This window comes from Pseudomonas sp. B19125 (genome assembly GCF_044218855.1).
In the GTDB taxonomy this organism is placed as follows: domain Bacteria; phylum Pseudomonadota; class Gammaproteobacteria; order Pseudomonadales; family Pseudomonadaceae; genus Aquipseudomonas; species Aquipseudomonas edaphica.
Genome location: NZ_CP162589.1, coordinates 695441 through 717765, shown reverse-complemented (window position 1 = coordinate 717765; position 22325 = coordinate 695441). Strand labels below are relative to the sequence as shown.

The 22325-nt window shown below is 59.5% G+C and carries 20 protein-coding genes; 7 read left to right on the top strand and 13 right to left on the bottom strand.

The annotated features are described in order from the left end of the window. Positions 1–48: 48 nt before the first annotated feature. The gene (locus AB4P96_RS03130; protein WP_017135261.1) at positions 49–456 is read right to left on the bottom strand and encodes a flagellar basal body-associated protein FliL; all 408 of its coding nucleotides are present in this window, start codon (positions 454–456) and stop codon (positions 49–51) included. A gap of 150 nt (positions 457–606) precedes the next feature. On the opposite strand from AB4P96_RS03130, the gene AB4P96_RS03125 reads away from it, so the two are divergent. Then, positions 607–1584: an NADPH:quinone oxidoreductase family protein gene (locus AB4P96_RS03125; protein ID WP_395600496.1), complete on the top strand. Its 978-nt coding sequence runs from the start codon at positions 607–609 to the stop codon at positions 1582–1584. A 281-nt stretch (positions 1585–1865) separates the two neighbouring features. Next, positions 1866–3203 (top strand): glycerol-3-phosphate transporter, encoded by a 1338-nt coding sequence (glpT, locus tag AB4P96_RS03120; protein ID WP_017135259.1) that lies wholly within the window; start codon positions 1866–1868, stop codon positions 3201–3203. Here the strand turns inward: glpT and AB4P96_RS03115 are convergent. Together AB4P96_RS03115 and AB4P96_RS03110 are read right to left on the bottom strand one after the other, a co-directional pair. Continuing rightward, positions 3200–3853 carry a gamma-glutamylcyclotransferase gene (locus AB4P96_RS03115; RefSeq protein ID WP_017135258.1) on the bottom strand — a complete coding sequence of 218 codons (654 nt, stop codon included), beginning with the start codon at positions 3851–3853 and terminating at the stop codon, positions 3200–3202. The genes glpT and AB4P96_RS03115 overlap by 4 nt on opposite strands. Before the next feature lie 26 nt (positions 3854–3879). Further along, on the bottom strand, positions 3880–6261 hold the full coding sequence (locus AB4P96_RS03110; RefSeq protein ID WP_138453202.1) for a TonB-dependent siderophore receptor: 2382 nt from the start codon (positions 6259–6261) through the stop codon (positions 3880–3882). A gap of 301 nt (positions 6262–6562) precedes the next feature. Here AB4P96_RS03110 and AB4P96_RS03105 point away from each other — a divergent pair, with 301 nt between their 5' ends. Beyond that, positions 6563–7039 (top strand): hypothetical protein, encoded by a 477-nt coding sequence (locus tag AB4P96_RS03105; RefSeq protein WP_017135256.1) that lies wholly within the window; start codon positions 6563–6565, stop codon positions 7037–7039. Between the two features lie 123 nt (positions 7040–7162). Here the strand turns inward: AB4P96_RS03105 and AB4P96_RS03100 are convergent, their stop codons facing one another. From AB4P96_RS03100 to AB4P96_RS03075, 6 genes are all read right to left on the bottom strand, one after another. Continuing rightward, the gene (locus AB4P96_RS03100; protein WP_056860765.1) at positions 7163–8131 is read right to left on the bottom strand and encodes a CDP-6-deoxy-delta-3,4-glucoseen reductase; all 969 of its coding nucleotides are present in this window, start codon (positions 8129–8131) and stop codon (positions 7163–7165) included. Beyond that, complete coding sequence (gene ubiD / locus AB4P96_RS03095; RefSeq protein ID WP_017135254.1) at positions 8131–9597, bottom strand: 4-hydroxy-3-polyprenylbenzoate decarboxylase; 1467 nt, start codon at positions 9595–9597, stop codon at positions 8131–8133. Before ubiD ends, AB4P96_RS03100 begins: the two co-directional genes overlap by 1 nt. A gap of 59 nt (positions 9598–9656) precedes the next feature. After that, a complete protein-coding gene (locus AB4P96_RS03090; protein WP_017135253.1) occupies positions 9657–11660 on the bottom strand; it encodes an acyltransferase family protein in 2004 nt (667 codons plus the stop codon). A 155-nt stretch (positions 11661–11815) separates the two neighbouring features. Further along, positions 11816–13075 carry a transcription termination factor Rho gene (gene rho, locus AB4P96_RS03085; protein ID WP_003176825.1) on the bottom strand — a complete coding sequence of 420 codons (1260 nt, stop codon included), beginning with the start codon at positions 13073–13075 and terminating at the stop codon, positions 11816–11818. A 235-nt stretch (positions 13076–13310) separates the two neighbouring features. Then, positions 13311–13640, bottom strand: a complete 330-nt coding sequence (trxA, locus tag AB4P96_RS03080; RefSeq protein ID WP_003213989.1) for a thioredoxin TrxA — start codon at positions 13638–13640, stop codon at positions 13311–13313. 120 nt (positions 13641–13760) lie between these two features. Next, on the bottom strand, positions 13761–14456 hold the full coding sequence (locus AB4P96_RS03075; protein WP_169988007.1) for a FadR/GntR family transcriptional regulator: 696 nt from the start codon (positions 14454–14456) through the stop codon (positions 13761–13763). A 256-nt stretch (positions 14457–14712) separates the two neighbouring features. On the opposite strand from AB4P96_RS03075, the gene AB4P96_RS03070 reads away from it, so the two are divergent. The 4 genes from AB4P96_RS03070 to AB4P96_RS03055 are packed head-to-tail and all read left to right on the top strand — an operon-like array spanning position 14713 to position 17552. Next, on the top strand, positions 14713–15498 hold the full coding sequence (locus AB4P96_RS03070) for a transporter substrate-binding domain-containing protein (RefSeq protein ID WP_017135251.1): 786 nt from the start codon (positions 14713–14715) through the stop codon (positions 15496–15498). 14 nt (positions 15499–15512) lie between these two features. After that, entirely contained in the window at positions 15513–16181 is a 669-nt protein-coding gene (locus AB4P96_RS03065; protein WP_017135250.1) for an amino acid ABC transporter permease, read from the top strand. Beyond that, complete coding sequence (locus tag AB4P96_RS03060) at positions 16178–16828, top strand: amino acid ABC transporter permease (RefSeq protein ID WP_017135249.1); 651 nt, start codon at positions 16178–16180, stop codon at positions 16826–16828. The genes AB4P96_RS03065 and AB4P96_RS03060 overlap by 4 nt, the downstream gene beginning before the upstream one ends. After that, the gene (locus AB4P96_RS03055; RefSeq protein ID WP_017135248.1) at positions 16815–17552 is read left to right on the top strand and encodes an amino acid ABC transporter ATP-binding protein; all 738 of its coding nucleotides are present in this window, start codon (positions 16815–16817) and stop codon (positions 17550–17552) included. Before AB4P96_RS03060 ends, AB4P96_RS03055 begins: the two co-directional genes overlap by 14 nt. Positions 17553–17556: 4 nt before the next feature. On the opposite strand, the gene AB4P96_RS03050 is transcribed toward AB4P96_RS03055, so the two are convergent. From AB4P96_RS03050 to AB4P96_RS03035, 4 genes are all read right to left on the bottom strand, one after another. Next, positions 17557–18153, bottom strand: coding sequence for a hypothetical protein (locus AB4P96_RS03050; protein WP_017135247.1), 597 nt, complete (start codon positions 18151–18153; stop codon positions 17557–17559). Continuing rightward, a complete protein-coding gene (locus tag AB4P96_RS03045) occupies positions 18119–20557 on the bottom strand; it encodes a fimbria/pilus outer membrane usher protein (RefSeq protein ID WP_395600968.1) in 2439 nt (812 codons plus the stop codon). The genes AB4P96_RS03050 and AB4P96_RS03045 overlap by 35 nt, the downstream gene beginning before the upstream one ends. A gap of 43 nt (positions 20558–20600) precedes the next feature. Next, positions 20601–21269 carry a fimbria/pilus chaperone family protein gene (locus tag AB4P96_RS03040; RefSeq protein ID WP_099550287.1) on the bottom strand — a complete coding sequence of 223 codons (669 nt, stop codon included), beginning with the start codon at positions 21267–21269 and terminating at the stop codon, positions 20601–20603. A gap of 169 nt (positions 21270–21438) precedes the next feature. After that, positions 21439–22095, bottom strand: coding sequence for a DUF1120 domain-containing protein (locus AB4P96_RS03035; RefSeq protein WP_017135244.1), 657 nt, complete (start codon positions 22093–22095; stop codon positions 21439–21441). Positions 22096–22325 lie beyond the last annotated feature (230 nt).

Sequence of the window (22325 nt, the reverse complement as noted above, 5' to 3'; positions counted from 1 at the left end):
TGCATTCACCTGTGGGAGCGGGCTTGCCCGCGATAGTCGCGCAGCGACTTACTGGATGATCAAGTTGTTGAACAACAGGTCTTCCACCACCGGCTTGCCGGTCTCGTCATTCATGACTTGCTGGGTTTGCTTCAGGGCTTCCTGGCGCAGCTTTTCTTTGCCTTCGACCGTGCTCATGGCTTCGTTGGTCTGCTGGGTAAACAGCGCCACCAGTTGGTTACGAATCAGCGGGTCGTTGGCTTTGACGGCCGCTGCCGCTTCAGGCCCGGTCACGCGCAGGGCGATGTCGGCCTTGTAGACCCGCAGTTTTGCCGTGCCATCCAGGCCGTAATTGCCCACAAAGGGTGGGGTCAGGCTGATATAGCTGACCTTCGGCGCCTCGCCTTCTTTCGCTTCTTCGGCCTGGGCTGCCAACGGCAAGGTCAGGGCGAGCATCAACAGGATCCACGCTTTCACAGTTCATTCCTCGAATTCGGTTGCCGGGTAGCATAACGCTAGCGAGGCTGAGTACAAGCTTATGGCGACTTATCAGGGCCAGGCATGCTCGTTGACCCACGGGCGTACCCTCCTACACTTATCGGCCACGACGCCAAAAGGAATAGTCCGATGAAAGCTGTGCTGTGCAAAGCCTTCGGCCCCGCCGAAACCCTGGTGCTGGAAGAGATCGCCAGCCCCGCGATCAAGAAGAACGAAATCCTGCTGGACGTGCACGCGGCCGGGGTGAATTTCCCGGACACCTTGATCATCGAGGGCAAGTACCAGTTCAAGCCGCCCTTCCCGTTCTCGCCGGGTGGCGAAGCGGCCGGTGTGGTCAGCGAAGTGGGTGAAAAGGTCAGCCACCTCAACGTCGGCGACCGGGTCATGGCCCTGACCGGCTGGGGCAGCTTTGCCGAACAGGTCGCGGTGCCGGGCTATAACGTGCTGCCGATCCCGCCGAGCATGGATTTCAACACCGCCGCCGCCTTCAGCATGACCTACGGCACCTCGATGCATGCGCTGAAGCAACGCGCCAACCTGCAACCCGGCGAAACCCTGCTGGTGCTCGGCGCCTCCGGCGGTGTGGGCCTGGCGGCGGTGGAAATCGGCAAAGCCATGGGCGCCCGGGTGATTGCCGCCGCCAGCAGCGCCGACAAACTCGCCGTAGCCAAGGCGGCTGGTGCGGACGAGCTGATCAACTACAGCGAAGCCAGCCTCAAAGACGAGATCAAGCGCCTGACCGACGGCAATGGTGTCGATGTGATCTACGACCCCGTCGGCGGCGACCTGTTTGACCAGGCCGTGCGTGGCATTGCCTGGAACGGACGCCTGCTGGTGGTGGGCTTTGCCAGCGGGCGCATTCCCGAACTGCCGGTAAACCTGGCGCTGCTCAAGGGTGCGTCGGTAGTCGGGGTGTTCTGGGGCTCGTTCGCCCAGCGCCAGCCGCAGGACAATGCGGCGAACTTCCAGCAGTTGTTCACCTGGTATGGCGAGGGCAAGTTGAAGCCGTTGGTGTCGCAGACTTACCCGCTTGAGCAGGCTGCGCAGGCGATCAATGACCTGGGGCAACGCAGGGCTGTGGGAAAGGTTGTCGTCCAGACCCGCTGAATGCGGTTCATGTGGGAGCTGGCTTGCCTGCGATGGCGGCGGGTCAGCTCACACAGCTGCAATTGATAGACCGTTATCGCAGGCAAGCCAGCTCCCACAGTTGATCTCTTTAGGTCTTAAGACCTGATACCGACCCACACTTATCTATTAGCGACATGTTCGTAAGAGAACATGCAATCGCTCCAATTTCCTGTGTTTGCAGATAAGAGGCGATGCTATTTTCGGTAACGAAACTGTAACATTCGCATCCGCAGTCAAAACAAGAAATTTGGAGCTCTTGAATGTTTGCTTTCTTTCGTCCTGCCGCACACCAGGCGCCCCTGCCTGAAGAAAAAATAGACAGTACCTATCGACGGCTGCGCTGGCAGATCTTCGCCGGTATTTTCTTCGGTTACGCGGGCTACTACCTGCTGCGCAAAAACTTCTCGCTGGCCATGCCGTACCTGATCGACGAGGGTTACACCCGTGGCGAGCTGGGCCTGGCAATGTCAGCCATCGCGATTGCCTACGGCTTGTCCAAGTTCTTGATGGGCCTGGTGTCCGACCGCTCCAACCCACGCTACTTCCTGCCCTTTGGCCTGTTGATATCGGCCGGGGTGATGTTCATTTTCGGTTTCGCACCTTGGGCGACGTCCAGCGTAACCATGATGTTCATTTTGCTGTTCATCAACGGCTGGGCCCAGGGCATGGGCTGGCCGCCGAGTGGGCGCACCATGGTGCACTGGTGGTCGCAGAAAGAACGCGGCGGCGTGGTGTCGGTGTGGAACGTGGCGCATAACGTCGGCGGTGGCCTGATCGGCCCGCTGTTCCTGCTGGGTATGGCGTGGTTCAACGACTGGCACGCAGCGTTCTATGTGCCGGCGACCGTGGCATTGGCCGTGGCGGCATTTGCCTTCATCACCATGCGCGACACCCCGCAATCGGTCGGCCTGCCGCCCATCGAGCAGTACAAGAACGACTACCCGGAAGGCTACAACGCCAGCCACGAAGACGAGTTCAGCGCCAAGGAAATCTTCGTCAAGTACGTGCTGCGCAACAAAATGCTGTGGTACATCGCCTTCGCCAACGTGTTCGTCTACCTGCTGCGCTACGGCGTACTGGACTGGGCACCGACCTACCTCAAAGAAGCCAAGCACTTCGACGTGGATAAAACCTCGTGGGCGTACTTCTTCTACGAGTGGGCGGGCATTCCAGGCACGCTGCTGTGCGGCTGGATGTCGGACAAGATCTTCCGTGGCAACCGTGGACTGACCGGCATCGTGTTCATGGCGTTGGTCACCGTGGCGACCCTGGTTTACTGGCTCAACCCGCCAGGCAACCCAATGGTCGACATGATTGCGCTGTTCTCCATCGGCTTCCTGATCTACGGCCCGGTGATGCTGATCGGCCTGCAGGCGCTGGAACTGGCGCCGAAGAAAGCCGCGGGCACCGCTGCTGGTTTCACGGGCTTGTTCGGCTACCTGGGTGGTTCGGTGGCAGCGAGTGCAGCCATGGGCTACACCGTGGACCATTTCGGCTGGGACGGTGGGTTTGTGTTGCTGGTGGGCGCATGCCTGTTGGCGATCGCGTTCCTGATCCCGACGCTGTGGCACACCAACAGCGTCAGCGCGGCGCGTTAATTCCCGCCGCAGTCTTTGGCACAACGCTTGAGCCGCGCCTCCAGGTTTTTATCTGGCATGGCGTGGCTACGCAGGGCGTTCACGGTCTGCTCGACATAATCGCGAGTGGTGCCGTAACGCCCGCAAGCGCTTTCCAATACGTGGTTAAGCACGATATCGGGCAGGTTGCCAGCATAGCTGGGCAAGTGCCGCTCCAACACAAACCCCAGCGCCTGCACTTGGCTGCCATCTTCCAGGCGGCAGCTGAGCCAGTGCGGTCGGTACGACGGGTAAGGCATCTCGCGCTGCCACAAGGCATAAAGCGAGGCCTCAAGCTGGTCTTCCGGCAAGCGGTAGGCAAACCCGCTGCAAGAACCGCCGCGATCCAGGCCGAACACCAACCCCGGCGACTCCGGCGTGCCTCGATGCTCATGTGACCACAGGTACAAACCCCGGTGATAACCGTGAACCCGTGCGCGCATGCGCTGGGTCGACGAGCATTCGGGGCGCCAGATCAGCGAACCATAAGCGAATAGCCAGACCGGCCCGCCCTTATGCCTGGCCATGGTGGCCTGCATCGAACTCATTAATTGCTCGTGAGTCAGTTGCGGCCCCAGATCGAGCCGCGGAGGGTAAGCCAATTGCAACAGATCGGTTTCAATAACGGTCATGGCGGATCGCTTAGGTCCCCTGCGTGTTACCAGTTGTAAGCAACTTTACCGTAATAAAACGCGCCGCTGTAACCGTACGGCGAAAAAGTGCTGTAGGCGAGGTTGCCGCCGCTGCTGGCGTAGGCATTGACCTTCTCCGGGTATTTATCGGTGATGTTGTCGCCGCCCAACGTGAAGGTCCAGTTCTTCAACTTATAGTCTGCCGACAGGTCCAGCACCCAGGCGGCCTTGAAGGTCTGGTCGTTGACCTTGTCGGCCTGGTAGCTGGTGAATTCCCCATAGCGCACCAGGTTGCTGTGCAGCGCCCAACGACCGTAGGTGAAGTCGTTGCCCAGGCTGAGCTTGTGCTGCGGCGTGGTATCGCCCAGCAAACCAATGCGCTCACGGCGGTCTACCCGCACCAGGTTGGCGCCCAGGCTGTCCAGAATCGCCGGGTTGGGCTTCACGTCGGTGACTTTGGTGTGGTTGTAGTTGTAGCCCACGGTGCTGTTCCAGCGGATGCCGTTATCGAACGGGTAGCGATAGTTGGCCACCAGGTCGACACCGTCGGTGCTGGTGTCGGTGGCGTTGGTGAAGTAACGGGCGCTGGTGTAGTTGATGTTGCCGACGCCATTGGCTTGCAGGTAGGCGATAGTCGCCGGGTTGAGATTGAGGTTGGATGACAAGCTGATGCGGTCGCGGATGTCGATGCGGTACACATCGAGCGTCACGGTCAGGTCATCGGCCGGCTCCAGCACCAGGCCAAGACTGTAATTGCGCGACTTCTCGGCCTTCAGGTCTTCGGCGCCCAACAGGCGGGCGACCTGGCTGTTGGCCGGGAAGGTGCCAGCTTCCTGGATGGTGTTGCCGATCAGCTGTGACGAGGTGTAGGCAAAGTTCTGCTGGGCCAGGGATGGCGCACGGAAACCATTGGAAATGCTGCCACGCAAGGCGACGTGCGGGGTGAAGTCATAACGCGCCGACAGCGAGCCGCTGACGTTGGAGCCGAAGTCGCTGTAGTCCTCATGACGTACGGCGGCTGAGGCGCTGAGTTTTTCGGTGAAGTTGGTTTCCAGGTCCAGATACTGAGCCCAGTTGTGCCGCGAGGTGCTACCGGCGTCGGCATCACGGAACCCACCCAGGCCCGAACTGCCGGTCTGGTAGTAGGACGCCGGCTCGCCCGCTTCAATTTGATAACCCTGGCGCAGGTATTCGCCGCCAAAAGCCAACGACACCGGGTACGGCAAAAAGCCCACGTCGAACTCACGGGACAGGTCCAGGCTGACCTGGCGCTGATCGTTGCTCAAGGTACCGTTGTTAAATTTGCGCGGAGTGACCAGGCCGAGTGAGGTGTTGATGGTTTCGGTGCCCAGTTCGTACTGGTTCTTGCCATAGTTGGCCGACAGGTCGTAATGCCAATCGTAGGCCAGCAAGCCGCGCAGGCCGACCACCAAGGACGTGTCTTCAAGATTGCCCTTGATCAAAGGCAGGTAGCCATTGGGGTTGAGCGCCGGGATGTTGTTGGACGCGTTGCTCGCCCGATAGAACGCCGCCGTTTCGCCACGACGCTTGCTGTAACCGCCGAAGGTGTAGAACTCGGCTGCATCGTTGAAGGAATATTCGGAGTTGAACTGGAATTTGCCTTCATTGGTGGCCGGCTCGCCCTGACGAAACACGCGCTGACCATAGGTGGTGGAACCCACGCTGCCAGGGCGGAAATCGTCGCCGGCGCGGTTGGTGTAGTCGTTGTCGGCGCCTTCGCCCGAAACGTTGATAAAGCCGTTTTGGCCCAAGGCAAACCCGGTGTTACCGCTGACATTGCGCTGGATGCCGTCACCCTTCTTGTACTCGCCAAATTTGGTCGAGACAGAGCCGCCGTGGTCGTCGTGCTTGAGGATCACGTTGATCACCCCGGCAATCGCGTCCGAGCCATAGCGCGCCGACGCGCCGTCGCGCAGCACTTCGATATGGTCGACCGCCGACAGCGGGATCGCATTCAAATCCGCTGGCGCCGAACCGCGCCCCACGGCCCCGCCCAGGTTGACGAAAGCACTGGTGTGGCGGCGTTTACCGTTGACCAGCACCAACACCTGATCCGGCGACAAACCGCGCAACTGCGCCGGGCGTACCAGTTCGGCACCGTCCACCAGACTGGGGCGCGGGAAGTTGATGGAAGGAATCAGACGCGCCAACACCGCGCCCAGCTCATCGGAGCCGGTGCTGCGCAATGTGTCACCGGAAATGACATCGATGGGCGACAACGAAGCACTGGCGGTGCGCTCTTGGGCACGGGTGCCGGTGACGATCACGGTGTCGAGTTTTGGTGCATCGGCGGCTGTTGCGTCCGCCCAGACCGGATTGAATCCCACAGCAGTCAGCAAATTGGCCGACAAAATAGCTGTGTACGCATGTTTCTTGTAACTCCCCATACCGCTCCCCTGCCATTCAAGCCCGGCAATCAAAAAATCAAAGCTTCAATGCTCTGAGTTCACACGATCGGTCCGGCTGGCGGGCGGTAGCGGTCAGTTACTGGTTATTGACGATAAGGCGGTAGTCCGTTGCCTTATAGCTTAATGAGATTATTCCTACATCTAAAATACCTTAATTGCATAAGCATAGGCGGCCGTGTTTTCAGCGCTGGTTCAGGTCATGCCCAACATAAGCCGCCAAACTGCAGATGTTTAGCGACCCACATTAGCCGCTTCTTCAAACGACTATCGAGGTCGAACCATGAAATACCTTTTTTCCGGTCTGCTGCTTTTGCTGCAAACCACCACTGCTCTGGCTTCCGAGGCCGCCGCCAATGACGACAAAGGTTTCTGGTACGCCCAGACCAGTGTCTACACCAAGCATTTTTCGCCGGACCCAAAGCACAACAACAATCAGGACTTGATCAACCTGGAACGTAACGAGGCGTCGGGGTTGGTGTATGGCGGGGCGACGTTTCGCAACTCGTTCAGCCAGCGCTCGTATTACGTCTACGCCGGCAAGCGTTACGATATTGGCGACTCACCGTTTTATATGAAGGTGACCGCGGGCGCGCTACAGGGCTATCGCGGTAAGTACCGCGACAAAATCCCGCTCAACCGTTATGGCGTTGCACCGGCGATCATTCCGTCTGTGGGGGTTCACTTCGGCCCGGTGGCCAGTGAGTTGGTGTTACTGGGGTTCAATGCGGCGATGCTGACGGCAGGCGTGCGTTTCTAGGAACGCCGCCTACCCATGTGGGAGCTGGCTTGCCTGCGATAGCGGCGGGTCAGCTAATACACCTGCAACTGATACACCGCTATCGCAGGCAAGCCAGCTCCCACACTGGTTCAGCTCAAGGCTTCAAGGGCGTGGCGCGTAGGCAAACACATCGGCGCGCATCTGGTGTGCATCCATACCTGCGTCGACCAATGCGTCCAGCGTGCCGTAGATCATCGCCGGCGAACCACTGGCGTAAACGTGCACCGCCTTGAGGTCGCTGATGTCTTCACACACGGCCTCATGCAGCAGCCCGCAGCGCCCTTCCCAACCGCACAGGTCGCTGACCACTTTGTGCAGGAACAGGTTGGGCAGTTGCTGCCATTGCTCCCAGTGTTCGATTTCGTAGAAGTCTTCCGGGCGGCGCACGCCCCAATACAGGTGCACAGGGTGCTTGAAGCCCGAGGCGCGGCAATGTTCGATCAGGCTGTGCATCTGCGCCATGCCGGTGCCGGCAGCGATCAACACCAGCGGCCCGTCCGGCAGTTCGGCCAAGTGAGTATCACCAAACGGCAGTTCAACACGGGCCATCTGGTTACGCTGCAACTGCTCGATCAAATTGCGCGCACTGTCCTCGCGAACCAACACATGCAGTTCCAGCTCGCGCCCGGCATGGGGCGCCGAGGCCAGGGAAAACGCCGATTTATCGCCGTTGTCACGCTCGATCATCAGGTATTGCCCGGCGTGGTAACGCACCGCCTTCCCGGCCGGCGCACGCAAGCGCACGCGCCATACATCGCCACCGACGTCCACGCACTCACTCAATTGGCACGACAACTTGCGCAACGGCAACTCTCCCGGCGCCAGCACGCCATCCCACAACACAATGCAATCTTCCAACGGCTCGGCGATGCAGGTGTAGAACTCACCATGGTCGCGCACCTCTCCGGCTTGTTGCACCCGGCCTTCCACCAGCAGCGCGGCGCACACATGGCACACGCCATTGCGACACGCCTGTGGGCATTCGTAGCCCAGGCGACGCGCGCCTTCAAGGATTCGCTCACCAGGGACCAGCTCCAGTACGGCGCCGGAAGGTTGCAGGGTTACACGCATCAATCTATTCCCAATTCTTTCCAGATCGCATCAACACGTGCGGTCACAGCGTCATCCTTGACGATCACCCGACCCCACTCGCGGGTGGTCTCACCCGGCCATTTGTGGGTGGCATCCAGGCCCATCTTCGAGCCCAGGCCCGATACCGGCGAAGCAAAGTCGAGGTAGTCGATCGGCGTGTTATCGATCATCACCGTGTCGCGCTTGGGGTCCATGCGCGTGGTGATGGCCCAGATCACGTCGTTCCAGTCCCGGGCATTGATGTCGTCGTCAGTGACGATAACGAACTTGGTGTACATGAACTGTCGCAAAAACGACCACACACCGAGCATTACCCGCTTGGCATGGCCTGGGTACGACTTCTTCATGGTCACGATGGCCATGCGGTACGAGCAGCCCTCGGGCGGCAGGTAGAAGTCGGTAATTTCCGGGAACTGCTTTTGCAGGATCGGCACGAACACTTCGTTGAGCGCCACACCAAGGATGGCCGGCTCATCCGGCGGCCGGCCGGTGTAGGTGCTGTGGTAGATCGGTTTGATGCGGTGGGTGATGCGCTCGACGGTGAACACCGGGAAGCTGTCGACTTCGTTGTAGTAGCCGGTGTGGTCACCGTAAGGGCCTTCATCGGCCATTTCGCCCGGATGAATCACGCCTTCGAGGATGATTTCGGCGGTGGCCGGCACTTGCAGGTCATTGCCACGACACTTCACCAGCTCGGTGCGGTTGCCGCGCAGCAGGCCGGCGAAGGCATATTCGGACAGGCTGTCAGGCACCGGCGTCACGGCGCCGAGGATGGTCGCCGGGTCGGCGCCCAGGGCCACGGACACGGGAAACGGCTTGCCTGGGTGCTTTTCGCACCACTCACGGAAGTCCAGCGCGCCGCCACGGTGGCTCAGCCAACGCATGATCACCTTGTTGCGGCCGATCACTTGCTGACGGTAGATCCCCAGGTTCTGGCGATCCTTGTTCGGGCCTTTGGTGACGGTCAGGCCCCAGGTGATCAGCGGGCCGACATCGCCCGGCCAGCAGGTCTGCACCGGCAACATGGCCAGGTCGACGTCATCGCCTTCGATGACCACTTCCTGGCACACCGCGTCCTTGACCACTTTGGGCGCCATGGCAATGATCTTGCGAAAGATCGGCAGCTTCGACCAGGCGTCCTTGAGGCCCTTGGGTGGCTCGGGCTCCTTGAGGAAGGCCAGCAACTTGCCGATCTCGCGCAGCTCGCTGACCGACTCGGCGCCCATGCCAAACGCAACACGGTCGGGCGTGCCGAACAGGTTGCCGAGCACCGGAATATCAAAGCCGGTCGGGTTTTCGAACAGCAGCGCCGGGCCCTTGTTGCGCAAGGTACGGTCGCAAATCTCAGTCATTTCCAGCACCGGGGAAACCGGCACCTGGATACGTTTCAACTCTCCGCGCTGCTCAAGTTGCTGCACGAAATCCCGAAGATCCTTGAATTTCATTAACCATGCCACCCGTAAAATAGGCGTACATCCTACCTGCTCTTAAGAGCGCTGGCAGCTTATTGCACGTCATTGCGACTCACACCCGACTCAACGGACTCATTACGCATGGTGTGGAAGAAGGGCTCAAGGAACCCTTCCACATAACGCGTGCCTACGGCCGAGAGGTGGTTGTCATCGGTATACAGCGACTGGCCATCGCGCTCGACCCGGCACCAGCCATTCGTCTCGCACAGCTTGGGCGCGGGGTCCATGAGTTGCACACCGGGGTCTGCCGCGGCGATGCGCTCAAAAACGCTGCTGATATAGGCCTGGCGCTCGACGTGCTCGGCCAGGGGCAAGCCTTCGCGGTCGGTCGGGCGTCCCAGCATCGCCAGGCGACTGAGCCGGTAAGGCACGTTGAAAGCCTGCAGCGGTACCTCCTTGACCAGCCACACCCTGTGCCCGCTGGCACGCAGTTGCTGCACCAGCGCACTCACACCCTCGGCAAACAGCCGTTCAGCGACGGCGCGGTCGTACTTGCCCGTTTGCGGATCATGAAGGGAAGCGCCGGTGTCGCCGGAGCGCTGGCCATAAACGTAAAGGCTCCAGCGGGCTACCAGCACCACATCACTGAACTGTTCCTTGCTCAACAACTGGGTGACACGCTCGTTGAACGCTCGGCAGCCTGGGGTGTTTTCTTTGCGGTCGAACGGCAGGCACCCGGCGTAACCGGCCTGAGTGATGCCGAAGTCGTACTTGCGCGAGCCGTCGTTCAACGCCGGGATGAGTGCCGAGGCATGGCTGTCGCCCCAGACCAATGCGCGGGCAGCACTCGCCTGCGGGCCAAAATGGCAAAGTTTGCGGTTCGGGTCTTTCTTGTCATCCGACAGGCACTTAATCAGCGTGGGGCTCCAGGTATACGCTTGGGCAAACTGTAGTGCCTGGGGCGACAGCCGCGATGCAAACCCATCCGACCACACCAGACCTTTGCCGATCAGACCCAGGCCGGCGAGCCCGACCACGCCCGCGATCAGAATCGACCGACGACCCGCCAGCAGGCGCCGCTCACGAAACGGCCCCTCGACGAACCGCCAGGACACATAACCCAGCACCAGGCTCAAGACGAACAGACCCGCCAGCGCCCAGGAGGGCAGGCCAAAAATACTCGCGTACTTGCCAAACACCAGCACCGGCCAGTGCCACAGGTACCACGAATAGGAAATCAGCCCGATGCCCACCAACACGCGACTGCCCAGCAAGCGCCCTACCCAGGTTGGGTGTTGGCCGTTAGCCCAAATCAACCCCACCACACCCAATACAGGCAACAAAGCCGCCGCCCCAGGGAACGCGGTGTTGGCGTTGTAGCCCAATACCGCCACAAGAATCAGGCCCAGGCTGAACAGACTCACAGCTTGCGCCAACAGGGGACTTGCCCGCCCTGCCCGCACTGGCATCACAGCCAGCATGGACCCGGCCAACAATTCCCAGGCACGCATGGGCAGCAGGAAGAAGGCTTTGTCCGGCTCATTGGCCACCGCCCACACGCTCGCCGCAAACGACACCAGCAGCAATACAAACAAGGCGCTGCGCCACTGCTTCAGCCAGCTCGACAACAGCGCCAGCAAGAGTGGGAAGGCAATGTAGAACTGCTCTTCAACCGACAGCGACCAGGTGTGCAACATCGGCTTCATGTCGGAGGCCGTGTCGAAATAGCCGTCCTGGCGCATGAAGAACAGATTGGAGATGAACACCACTTGGTTGTGTATCGAGCGTCCCAATTCCGAATAGTCTTTGGGCGCCATTAAGAACCAGCCAGCCACCAATGACGTAAACATCATGACCAGCAAAGCCGGCAGGATACGCCGTGCCCGTCGCGCCCAGAAATCGACGAAGCTGAAACGCCCCGCTTCACGCTCGCGCCAGATGATCGAGGTAATCAGGAAACCTGAAATCACGAAGAACACATCAACGCCGACAAAACCGCCAGTAACGCCGGGAACCCCAAAATGGAACAAAACCACAGCCAGGACAGCAATGGCGCGCAGGCCATCAATGTCTCTTCGGTAAGCAAGAGCGGTCATAAATCGTAATCAGCCTGATACAAATTGAAGAGAGCGTAGGCGTACTCGCCATTTTTGTTTCTTTACTGACACTCTCGGCACACAAACCTCCCTGTTTGGCGCAAAAAAAATGGCACCCTTCAAGGGCACCATTTTCTCAGACCTGAACCGTAGTATTACTTACGCTTCATAGACAGGAAGAACTCGTCGTTGGTCTTGGTGGTTTTCAGCTTGTCGATGAGGAACTCGATGGCGGCTACTTCGTCCATCGGGTGCAGCAGCTTGCGCAGGATCCACATGCGCTGCAGTTCGTCGTCGGCGGTCAGCAACTCTTCACGGCGGGTGCCGGAGCGGTTGATGTTGATCGCAGGGAACACACGCTTTTCAGCGATACGACGGTCCAAAGGCAGTTCCATGTTACCGGTACCTTTAAACTCTTCGTAGATCACTTCATCCATCTTCGAGCCGGTTTCAACCAGCGCGGTGGCGATAATGGTCAGCGAGCCGCCTTCTTCGATGTTGCGCGCAGCACCGAAGAAACGCTTTGGTTTCTCCAGGGCGTGGGCATCGACACCACCGGTGAGTACCTTGCCGGAGCTTGGGATCACGGTGTTGTAGGCACGCGCCAGACGGGTGATGGAGTCGAGCAGGATCACCACATCCTTCTTGTGTTCGACCAGGCGCTTGGCCTTCTCGATCACCATTTCGGCAACCTGCACGTGGCGGGTTGGCGGCTCATCGAACGTCGAGGCAACCACTTCGCCGCGCACGGTGCGCTGCATTTCGGTTACTTCTTCCGGGCGCTCATCGATCAGCAATACGATCAGGTGAACTTCCGGGTTGTTACGCGCGATGTTCGCTGCAATGTTCTGCAGCATGATGGTCTTACCGGCTTTCGGCGGTGCGACGATCAGGCCGCGCTGGCCTTTGCCGATCGGGGCGCACAGGTCGATGACACGACCGGTCAAGTCTTCGGTGGAACCGTTACCGGCTTCCATCTTCATGCGCACGGTCGGGAACAGCGGCGTCAGGTTCTCGAAGAGAATCTTGTTCTTCGCGTTCTCAGGACGATCGAAGTTGATCGTGTCGACCTTGAGCAGGGCGAAATAACGCTCGCCTTCCTTCGGAGGACGGATCTTGCCGACGATGGTGTCACCGGTGCGCAAGTTGAAGCGACGGATCTGGCTCGGCGAGACGTAAATATCGTCTGGGCCGGCGAGATAGGAAGCGTCTGCAGAGCGGAGGAAGCCGAAGCCGTCCTGGAGAATCTCCAGCACGCCATCACCGGAGATTTCCTCGCCGCTTTTCGCGTGCTTTTTGAGCAGGGAGAAAATCACGTCCTGCTTGCGCGAACGGGCCATATTTTCTATGCCCATTTCTTCGGCCAATTGGAGCAGGTCGGTAATCGGCTTTTGCTTGAGTTCAGTCAGATTCATATAGGAATGACGTAATCATTTATGGAGGGGGGAAATTAAGCTTTTGGCTTAATGAGGCCGCGCCGCAGAGAAGGCGACAGGATCGCGTACTAATCGAAAAGGAATGCGTCGGCGACGGCTTGCAGGGGGCAGTGGAGAAACCAGTGCGGGGCCGAATGTACCACCTGAATTTCGGAGCGTCTAGCCCTGTTTCACGAAAAAGCCCCGCTATTTTGCGGGGCTTTTTTGACGACGCTTAGATGTTCGCGTCGAGGAAAGCTTGCAGCTGGGACTTCGACAGCGCGCCCACTTTAGTGGCTTCGACGTTGCCGTTCTTGAACAGCATCAGGGTCGGGATACCACGCACGCCGTGTTTGGCCGGGGTTTCCTGATTGTCGTCGATGTTCAGCTTGGCAATGGTCAGCTTGCCTTCGTAAGTGGTCGCAATGTCGTCCAGAACAGGGGCGATCATTTTGCAAGGGCCACACCATTCAGCCCAGTAGTCAACCAGTACCGGGCCTTGAGCCTTGAGTACTTCGGCCTCAAAGGTCGCGTCGGTGACGTGCTTGATAAGATCGTTGCTCATGGATGTCTCCGGATTGTAAGCAAAAAAAACGTGGCCCATCATAGCCGCCCTTCCCCCGTTCAGGAAGCCGCCTCTGATTGAGTCTTGCTATGGCGTTGCATGAGTTTGGGTATAGCCCACTCACGGCGTCACGGGAGTCACGAAGGCGATGCCCGTGCGCAATGCCGCATTGCGTACGTGTTCCTGCATGGTTTTCTGCGCCGCAGCACTGGCGCGCCTGGCCAGGGCACGCAGGATCTTGCGGTGCTCTTGCCAAGTCTCCATGGCCCGTTCCGGTCGGATGAACGGTAGCTTCTGGCTCTCCAGGAACACCTCGGCACTGGCACTCAGGATGCTCACCATCGCCTGGTTACCGCTGGCCAGCAGGATCCGCTGATGGAACTCGAAGTCCAGCCGGGCAGCGGCTTCGAAGTCGCCAGCCTTGAGCACTTTGCGCATGGCCTCGACATTGTCTTGCAGGCTGTCCAGTTCATCGAGAGTCAACGTCACTGCCGCCAACCCCGCGGCGAACCCTTCCAGGGCGTAGCGCAACTGGAAGATATCCAGGGGCGTGGCCTGGGCAGCGAAGGGCCAGGCGAACCCCGGCGTTTCTTGCACCTCTTGCACAAACACGCCTTTACCCGGCTGCACACTCACCACGCCCAATGCACTTAAAGACGACAACGCCTCGCGCAACGATGCCCGACTCACGCCCAACTGTACCGCCAGGTCGCGCTGGGACGGCAACGCGTCACCCGCTGCAAAGCCCTGTTCCTTGATCAGTTTGCGGATGGCCTGCAGGGCCGCTTCCGGTACGGCTTGGGCGATGGAATTCATAGAAAACTCAAGGTTGCAGTCAACGGAGCGGCTAGTTGTAAAGCTATTCGCAGCCGGCGGCAAGCCGCGCCCCAAAGGGGCTCGCGGGGTTTTATCGGCGCTCGAAAAAGGTGCGAAAAACTCGCTCACTGTTCAGACCAGTAAGACCACCAGAACTCAACAAATACCAGCGTTCCAGGCCATTGGCGCCGTGATGGCATGGGCCGTGCAATGGCTCGAAACAGAATATTCCCGCGCCCTTCCCCGGAGAGTTGCCATGACCAAGCGCTACAGCGCCCTGCTCACTGCCCTGTTTGCCAGCCTGATGCTGAGCCAGGCGCCCGCCCATGCCAACGGTCTGGACGATATCGTCGCCCGTGGCACCCTCAAGGTTGCCGTGCCCCAAGACTTCCCGCCGTTCGGCTCGGTTGGCCCGGACATGAAACCCCGTGGCCTGGACGTCGACACCGCCAAGCTGCTGGCCGACCAGCTCAAGGTCAAGCTGGAACTGACCCCGGTGAACAGCACCAACCGTATCCCGTTTCTCACTACCGGCAAGGTCGACCTGGTGATTTCCAGCCTGGGCAAGAACGCCGAGCGCGAAAAGGTCATCGACTTCTCCAAGGCCTACGCGCCGTTCTACCTGGCCGTGTTCGGGCCACCTGATGCGGCCATCCACACCACCGATGACCTCAAGGGCAAGACCATCAGCGTGACCCGCGGCGCCATCGAAGACATCGAGCTGACCGCCGTCGCGCCCAAGGAAGCCACGATCAAGCGCTTCGAAGACAACAACTCAACCATCGCCGCCTACCTGGCCGGCCAGGTCGACCTGATCGCCAGCGGCAACGTGGTGATGGTGGCGATCAGCGAGCGCAGTAATAAACGTGGGCTGGAGCTGAAAGTGAAACTCAAGGATTCGCCGGTGTACGTGGGAGTTAACAAGAACGAGCCAGCGCTGCTGGAGAAGGTCAACCAGATCCTGGTCGCGGCCAAAGCCGATGGCAGCCTGGAAAAGAACGCGATGCAGTGGCTTAAAGAGCCACTGCCTGCCGATCTTTGATGCGGAGCTGATTCATGGCGTATCAATTTGACTTTGTGCCGGTGCTGGCCAATACCGACCTGCTGCTACGCGGCGCGCTGTTTACCCTTGAGCTGACGGCTATCGGCGCGATCCTCGGCGTGGCCCTGGGCACCGTCGGCGCTGTGGTGCGGGCATGGAAGATCCAGCCGTTTTCCTGGGTCTTCGGGGTGTATGTCGAGTTGATCCGCAACACGCCGTTTCTGGTGCAGTTGTTTTTCATCTTCTTCGGCCTGCCATCCCTGGGGCTGAAAATCACCGAGTGGCAAGCCGCCGTACTGGCGATGGTGATCAACCTGGGGGCGTACTCCACCGAGATCATTCGCGCCGGCATCCAGGCGGTCCCAAGCGGGCAGCTGGAAGCCGCAGCGGCATTGGCGATGACGCGTTTCGAGGCGTTTCGCCATGTGGTGCTGTTGCCGGCACTGGGCAAGGTGTGGCCGGCCCTGAGCAGCCAGATCATCATTGTGATGCTCGGCTCGGCGGTGTGTTCGCAGATCGCCACCGAAGAGCTGAGCTTTGCCGCCAACTTTATCCAGTCACGCAACTTCCGCGCGTTTGAAACCTACGCACTGACCACCCTGGTGTACCTGTGCATGGCGCTGATGATTCGCCAGTTGCTCAACTGGATCGGCCGTCGCTACGTGATGAGGAACAGCCGATGAGTGATTTCTCCTTCTGGGACATCGTGCGCAACCTCGCCACCGGCTTGCAATGGACCTTGCTGCTGTCGCTGGTGGCGTTTGTCGGTGGCGGCGTTATCGGTTTACTGGTGATGACGATGCGCATCAGCCGCAAAGCCTTCCCGCGCAATCTCGCGCGCACCTATATTGAACTGTTCCAGGGCACGCCGCTGTTGATGCAGCTGTTCCTGGTGTTTTTTGGCATCGCGCTGCTGGGTGTGGATATCTCGCCCTGGCTGGCGGCGGCGATTGCCTTGACCCTGTTTACCAGTGCTTACCTGGCCGAGATCTGGCGCGGCTGCGTCGAGTCGATTGCCCACGGGCAATGGGAAGCCTCGGCCAGCCTGGCGCTTAACCCGCTTGAACAACTGCGCTACGTGATCCTGCCGCAAGCCCTGCGCATTGCCGTGGCGCCCACCGTGGGCTTTTCGGTGCAGGTGGTCAAAGGCACCGCCGTGACCTCGATCATCGGTTTTACCGAACTGACCAAAACCGGCGGCATGCTCGCCAACGCTACCTTCGAGCCCTTTATGGTCTACGGCCTGGTGGCGCTCGGCTACTTCCTGCTCTGCTACCCCTTGTCCCTCAGTGCGCGCTACCTGGAAAGGAGACTGCATGCCTCTGCTTAGAATTTCCGCCCTGCATAAATATTACGGCGATCACCACGTACTCAAGGGCATCGACCTGACGGTTGAAGAAGGCCAGGTGGTGGCGATCATCGGCCGCAGTGGCTCGGGCAAGTCGACCTTGCTGCGTACCCTCAATGGCCTTGAATCGATCAACGACGGCGTAATTGAGGTCGACGGCGAATACCTCGACGCCGCCCGCGCCGACCTGCGCAGCCTGCGGCAGAAAGTCGGGATGGTGTTCCAGCAGTTCAACCTGTTCCCACACCTGACCGTGGGCGAGAACGTCATGCTCGCGCCACAAGTGGTGCAGAAAGTGCCCAAGGCCAAAGCCGCCCAGCTTGCCCGGCAGATGCTGGAGCGGGTGGGGCTGGGGGAAAAGTTTGATGCCTTCCCTGATCGTCTGTCCGGCGGCCAGCAGCAACGGGTCGCCATAGCCCGTGCGCTGGCCATGTCGCCCAAGGTGCTGCTGTGCGATGAAATTACCTCGGCACTGGACCCGGAGCTGGTCAATGAAGTGCTCAGTGTGGTGCGCCAATTGGCCAAGGACGGCATGACCCTGATCATGGTGACCCACGAAATGCGCTTTGCCCGGGAAGTCGGGGACAAGCTGGTGTTCATGCATCAGGGCAAGGTGCATGAAGTGGGCGACCCCAAGACCTTGTTCGCCAACCCAAAGACGCCGGAGTTCGCCAATTTCATCGGCTCGGTGGAGCAGCCGGGCTGATCGATTAACCGCCGGGCAACCATTCAAAGTGCCCCTGGCCTTCGAAGACGGTCTCGTGGCGCACTGAAAAGGCATCGGGCGGTAAATACGTGTCGATCTGCACTTGTGCTGAAAAGCGTGTGCCGGTCAGCGGCAAACCACCGGCTTTGGCTATCAGCACGTGACCGGGCAGTAAGTGCCCGCTGGTAGCCGTTTCTGTGGGCTGTGACGTACTCAGTTCAACGGCGCGACCATCGACCTGGGCATGCTTGAGGGCCAGGGTGAAGCTGCCCTGTCGGCCGAATCGATAGCCTTGCGTCCCCGCCGGAACACCCGTAAAGCGCAAGGCGACAGCCCCTGGTTCGGCACATACGACACTCAGCTGCAGCGTTCGCCTGCCCAGGATGATGGGCTGGCTTGCGAGCGGCTCGCCCAACAACTCCGCGCGCCGGAGCACGCCGTGGTCGACCCTTGGCTGGCTGAGGGAAAGGCGGCAGTCATTCGCCGAAGCCTCCGGGGCCGCTATCGCGAGCATGAACAACAAGCTAACGCCCAGGCACAGTCGACGCAGGGTGTATTGCGCCGATTCATTGGGCACGACATATCGCCGAAGCCGTTTCATAGAGCTTGTCCTCTGTGGATTGCGACTCAAGGTTCAGATGCAGCAGGCACGCGCGGGCAGAGCCCGGCGGCGAAACGCTGAGGATTTGCCCGTCATCCATGTGGTTCAAAAAGATCAGGCCCTCACCCACCACATTGGTCAGGTAGGTGTTGTCCGGGCCAAACACCGCAGAGCCCTGGGGCAGAGGTGTACCTTGCTCATCGTGCACCTCAAGCAGTACCCGGCGAACATTCACCACTTGGAAATCCACGGTATTGAATGATCCGCGCCCGACGGCGAGGATTTTGGTGCCGTTCTTGAGATCGACCCGCTTGGGCAAGGACTGGGTCTGCACCTCCAGGTGGCTGGTGGTATAGGCCGGCAAGCCGGGAATCACCGCATGCCCACGGTAATCGGTCCACACCGGGCCTTGTGGGGTCGAAACCTTGGCCGCTGACACTTCGCCCACCGAAAGCACACCAAAGGTGTCCTGCACTGCGTAGGGGGAAAAGGTCAGGCCGCGCGCGTGAGCCACCACGGCACCCTGCAGTTGCCCGCTGTAGCTGGTGCTCGTGGGCGTGCGGTTCACGCCCAGGCCCACACGGGTGTAGCGCGGCATCACGTCAACATTCGCGCGAACCGCTTGCTGGCGCTCCTGCAGATCCCGCTCAACCCCCACTTCGTAGTTCACATATTCATTGACCCGCTCGGACAATGCCGTGCCCATATCGGCACGGCCATTGCGGCGACTGGCGTAGGACGTCAGGCGGCGATCTTCTCCAAAGGGCACCGTGACCTGCAGGCGCAAGGACAGCCCCTCCGGCGTGACCTCATCACGTGTTTCTCGCTCACGGCTTGCGGTCTTGCGCCGCCGCGAAGCGCCCACCTGCGAGTCGGCGATCAACGCTACATCCACCTGCCTGAACCCCTTGTTCCACGAGGCAAATACATGTTCGGCAAGCTGCCCATCAAACTGCGTACTGCGTGAGTAGCTGACTGAAAAAGCCCCCAAGGTCGGTTCTGCCCAGTTGAACCCTACCGTGTACTGATTCTGGAAACGGGTCTGCAGATCATTTTTTTTCAAACCCGGGCCTGCCTCGAGGACATCGCGATAACCTGGGCTTTGGGTCGTCGCACTCAGGCTCATCTCAACACCCGCCACCAACGGGCTGCCCAGGGATACGGCGCTGCGGCTGCCGTTCACACCCGCCTCACCATCGCGCGAGATGTTTTGCCGAGCACTGACGGTAACCCGCTGGAAAAACACACTGCTCATAGTGCCGCCGGCCGACTGGTACTCATCTGTACTCAATAAACCGAACCCCAGGGATGACTGCCGGCCAAGCCCCCAGGTGCCGCTGCCCATGACAACAGTCGGCGCCTCGCGGCCCTCGCTCAGCTGTTCACGTACCTTGCCAAGGGCGAAGTCAAAGCCTGGGGTTACGGCAATAGCCGCACCAAAGGAAGCCGCCGGCACCACGAAACTGCGTGTGCCGCCCCGCGTGCCGATAACGCTGACCTCCAGGTCACTGGTGCCATTGAGCAAAGGCAAGCCTGTCAGGCTGAACGGCCCCTCGGGCACTAACGTGGTATGGATCAGCGCACCGGACTGGCGCACCTCGACACGCGCCTGGCTGTGGGCCAAACCCTCCACCACCACACCATGATCGGCGCCGGCGCGGGAGACACCATCAGGAAACAGCTGTAACCCCGATAGCTGAATCCCACCGAACACCGGGCTTCGGGTAGAGATCTGGCCCACCTGGAAAGTTGACTGCAACGCCGCGATATCACGCTGGGCGTAGGCCTGCACATGCTCGCTGCTGCCTTTGCCGTTATCAGAAATATAGAACTGCCGGCTGCGGACCACCCAATTACCCAGGTTGAATCCCGCCTCGGTATAAGCCGAAACGAACCGGCTGGGGCCACTGCGCGACTGGGTCTGAAACCCGAGCACATCGTAGTTGAACAACGCCGCCGCACCGCCCTCGGAAAAACCTCCCACTTCCCATTCAGGCTCACGCAAGGACTGGGTAGGCACAACCAGCACCACTTCTTCGCTGCCCGGCTGCAACCTGACGATGGTCGCGGGGAACTCACCCACGAAATCGTGACAGGCCTGATCCGCCGAGATGCCCGATTGCACGATCGCCAAGGGCACTTTAAGGCCAGCTTTCTCCAGCAAACCCTGGGTAAAACACAGCTGCCCCTGATAATCGAAACGGGCCTCGACCAACCCCAGGGAATTCCCGTTGACCCGCAGCCCCACTATCTGCCTGCCCTCACGAAACCGCGCCGCACTGCGAAAGTAGTCGGAGACCTTCGGGTCGATGCCATAGCTGGCCAGGACAGCCAGGTCAAAGCCCTCTCCCAACTCGACTGCCAAAGCAAAACCGGGAGCACCCCACAAGGCTGCCAACCCCATGAAAAGCCCCGGGCGGCGAACCGTCAGTCCAGTCATCGAACGCTTAGCGCCCATGACCCAGAACATCTGCCTGGTAGTCATCGACAGCAAACCCAAAGGTCGTGGCCGGCTGCAGCACCACCGAGGACACCTCGGCCACAGGCCCTTGGGTATTGAGCGTCAACACCTCACCCGGCAGGATATAAGTGCGGGGCAGCAAGCCGGTTTGTTTCAGCGGATTAAGCTGCACTTCCAATCCCATGCGCACCACATAGGCACTGTCGTTATGCACGCTCAAGCGATCACCCCGGCGCTTCCACTTGAGCAGTTCCCAAGGTGCCTGGTGCCGGGGCAAACCTGCCGGGTGCAGGATCAGCGGCAAGTTTTGACGCAGGGTGATACCAATGGTCGCACCACCTGGCTCACGCGCCTGGGGAATCCCCTCGAAGGACACGCGCTTGAGGCGTTGAGTCTTGAGCGGCGACTTCAGGGTGCTGATAAACCGGACCAGTTGCGTTTCCCCTGGCTCCACGCGAGCAATGGGCGGGGTGACGATCAACAGGGTTTCAAGATCCTCGGGCACATTTTCTATGACGGAGTGCAGTAACGCAGGGGTTGGATCAGTGTTTTTTATATTGATCGTGGCTTCGCCATTCTCTTCATAAAGAATGACAACCGTTGTTTCAGGCAACATACCGTCGGCATGGGCTACGCCATACAGCAACAAAGCCATACAACACGATATGAAACCAATTATTCTTGAAAGACCGTTCACCGAGTTCTCCCTGGAACATTCACAAACAAATGAGTACGTGTAATTGCACAGCCACATGAAAACAGCCGATAACTAATAAGAGTCCCCCTGACTGACTCTGCCTCGCTATCGACTGTTGCTCAAACGTTTAGATGTAATCCAGAACCAGCGTCGCGTGACCATCCAACGCAATATTGCCGGTAAGGTTCAGATCACTTGCGCGATTGATCACCGCTTTGACGGCAATAACACCGGTTAGCTGAGAGATCGAAGCTGGCGCATTGACAGCGCCGTTACGCCAGGAATGCTGGTTAGGTGTCTGGGAAACCTTACCGTCGCTGGCTTGCCAGGCTGCGTCCTTGCTCGACCGTACAATCGGGTTGAGCGCCACACCGTTGGACGTCAGGTTTCTGAGGGTGACCGAATAGCCGCCGGTGCGCCTGCCACCATACGTACCGAGACCATAGTTTTGGGCTTCGGTGTAGCCAGCGCCCAATATGCCAGTAACTTTACTGGAGGCCCGCAAGTCAGTGACAGACAAGAAAAACCTGGCAGGTGTAGTACCGCAATTGACGACCAGCGAAGTGGAACGCTCCGCAAGTGGGTTGAAATTCGTCTGGGACAATTGATTGGCTCGAATCGTGCCATAGTCGATAACCCCGCCGGCGCTAACGCTCATACTGCAAGCCGCCGGAATAATGGTGCCCTTGACGATCAGGTTGCCGGTCGGGTTGGTAGTTGCATAGGCGCCTACACTGGCAAACAGGCACGCAATCCCCACGGCCAAACCAAATACTTTTTTCATCTTTTACCCGTCATTAGAAGTTAACAGACGTTACTTATTAAAGGCTGAAAAGCTCCGCTTCTAAAACACGACATTCCCTGACATAAAACGCCATAAACAAATAACACCACGGCATCATTGCCGACGGGCAGTCTCGCTTGTAAGTGACCTAAAAAAGAATAGGAGAGCACGTCAACTGCTGTCCGAATACAACAAAAATATGACCACCCTTTTCAACTGCATCAGTAGTC

Excerpts from the sequence above, each read along its gene's own strand:
- trxA (WP_003213989.1), bottom strand. The coding sequence starts at position 13,640 with ATGAGCAACGATCTTATCAAGCACGTCACCGACGCGACCTTTGAGGCC.
- AB4P96_RS03125 (WP_395600496.1), top strand. The coding sequence starts at position 607 with ATGAAAGCTGTGCTGTGCAAAGCCTTCGGCCCCGCCGAAACCCTGGTG.
- AB4P96_RS03100 (WP_056860765.1), bottom strand. The coding sequence starts at position 8,131 with ATGCGTGTAACCCTGCAACCTTCCGGCGCCGTACTGGAGCTGGTCCCT.
- ubiD (WP_017135254.1), bottom strand. The coding sequence starts at position 9,597 with ATGAAATTCAAGGATCTTCGGGATTTCGTGCAGCAACTTGAGCAGCGC.
- AB4P96_RS03055 (WP_017135248.1), top strand. The coding sequence starts at position 16,815 with ATGCCTCTGCTTAGAATTTCCGCCCTGCATAAATATTACGGCGATCAC.
- AB4P96_RS03115 (WP_017135258.1), bottom strand. The coding sequence starts at position 3,853 with ATGACCGTTATTGAAACCGATCTGTTGCAATTGGCTTACCCTCCGCGG.
- AB4P96_RS03090 (WP_017135253.1), bottom strand. The coding sequence starts at position 11,660 with ATGACCGCTCTTGCTTACCGAAGAGACATTGATGGCCTGCGCGCCATT.
- AB4P96_RS03105 (WP_017135256.1), top strand. The coding sequence starts at position 6,563 with ATGAAATACCTTTTTTCCGGTCTGCTGCTTTTGCTGCAAACCACCACT.
- AB4P96_RS03110 (WP_138453202.1), bottom strand. The coding sequence starts at position 6,261 with ATGGGGAGTTACAAGAAACATGCGTACACAGCTATTTTGTCGGCCAAT.
- AB4P96_RS03045 (WP_395600968.1), bottom strand. The coding sequence starts at position 20,557 with ATGGGGTTGGCAGCCTTGTGGGGTGCTCCCGGTTTTGCTTTGGCAGTC.
- AB4P96_RS03040 (WP_099550287.1), bottom strand. The coding sequence starts at position 21,269 with ATGGCTTTGTTGCTGTATGGCGTAGCCCATGCCGACGGTATGTTGCCT.
- AB4P96_RS03065 (WP_017135250.1), top strand. The coding sequence starts at position 15,513 with ATGGCGTATCAATTTGACTTTGTGCCGGTGCTGGCCAATACCGACCTG.
- AB4P96_RS03075 (WP_169988007.1), bottom strand. The coding sequence starts at position 14,456 with ATGAATTCCATCGCCCAAGCCGTACCGGAAGCGGCCCTGCAGGCCATC.
- AB4P96_RS03060 (WP_017135249.1), top strand. The coding sequence starts at position 16,178 with ATGAGTGATTTCTCCTTCTGGGACATCGTGCGCAACCTCGCCACCGGC.
- AB4P96_RS03035 (WP_017135244.1), bottom strand. The coding sequence starts at position 22,095 with ATGAAAAAAGTATTTGGTTTGGCCGTGGGGATTGCGTGCCTGTTTGCC.
- glpT (WP_017135259.1), top strand. The coding sequence starts at position 1,866 with ATGTTTGCTTTCTTTCGTCCTGCCGCACACCAGGCGCCCCTGCCTGAA.
- AB4P96_RS03070 (WP_017135251.1), top strand. The coding sequence starts at position 14,713 with ATGACCAAGCGCTACAGCGCCCTGCTCACTGCCCTGTTTGCCAGCCTG.
- rho (WP_003176825.1), bottom strand. The coding sequence starts at position 13,075 with ATGAATCTGACTGAACTCAAGCAAAAGCCGATTACCGACCTGCTCCAA.
- AB4P96_RS03050 (WP_017135247.1), bottom strand. The coding sequence starts at position 18,153 with ATGAAACGGCTTCGGCGATATGTCGTGCCCAATGAATCGGCGCAATAC.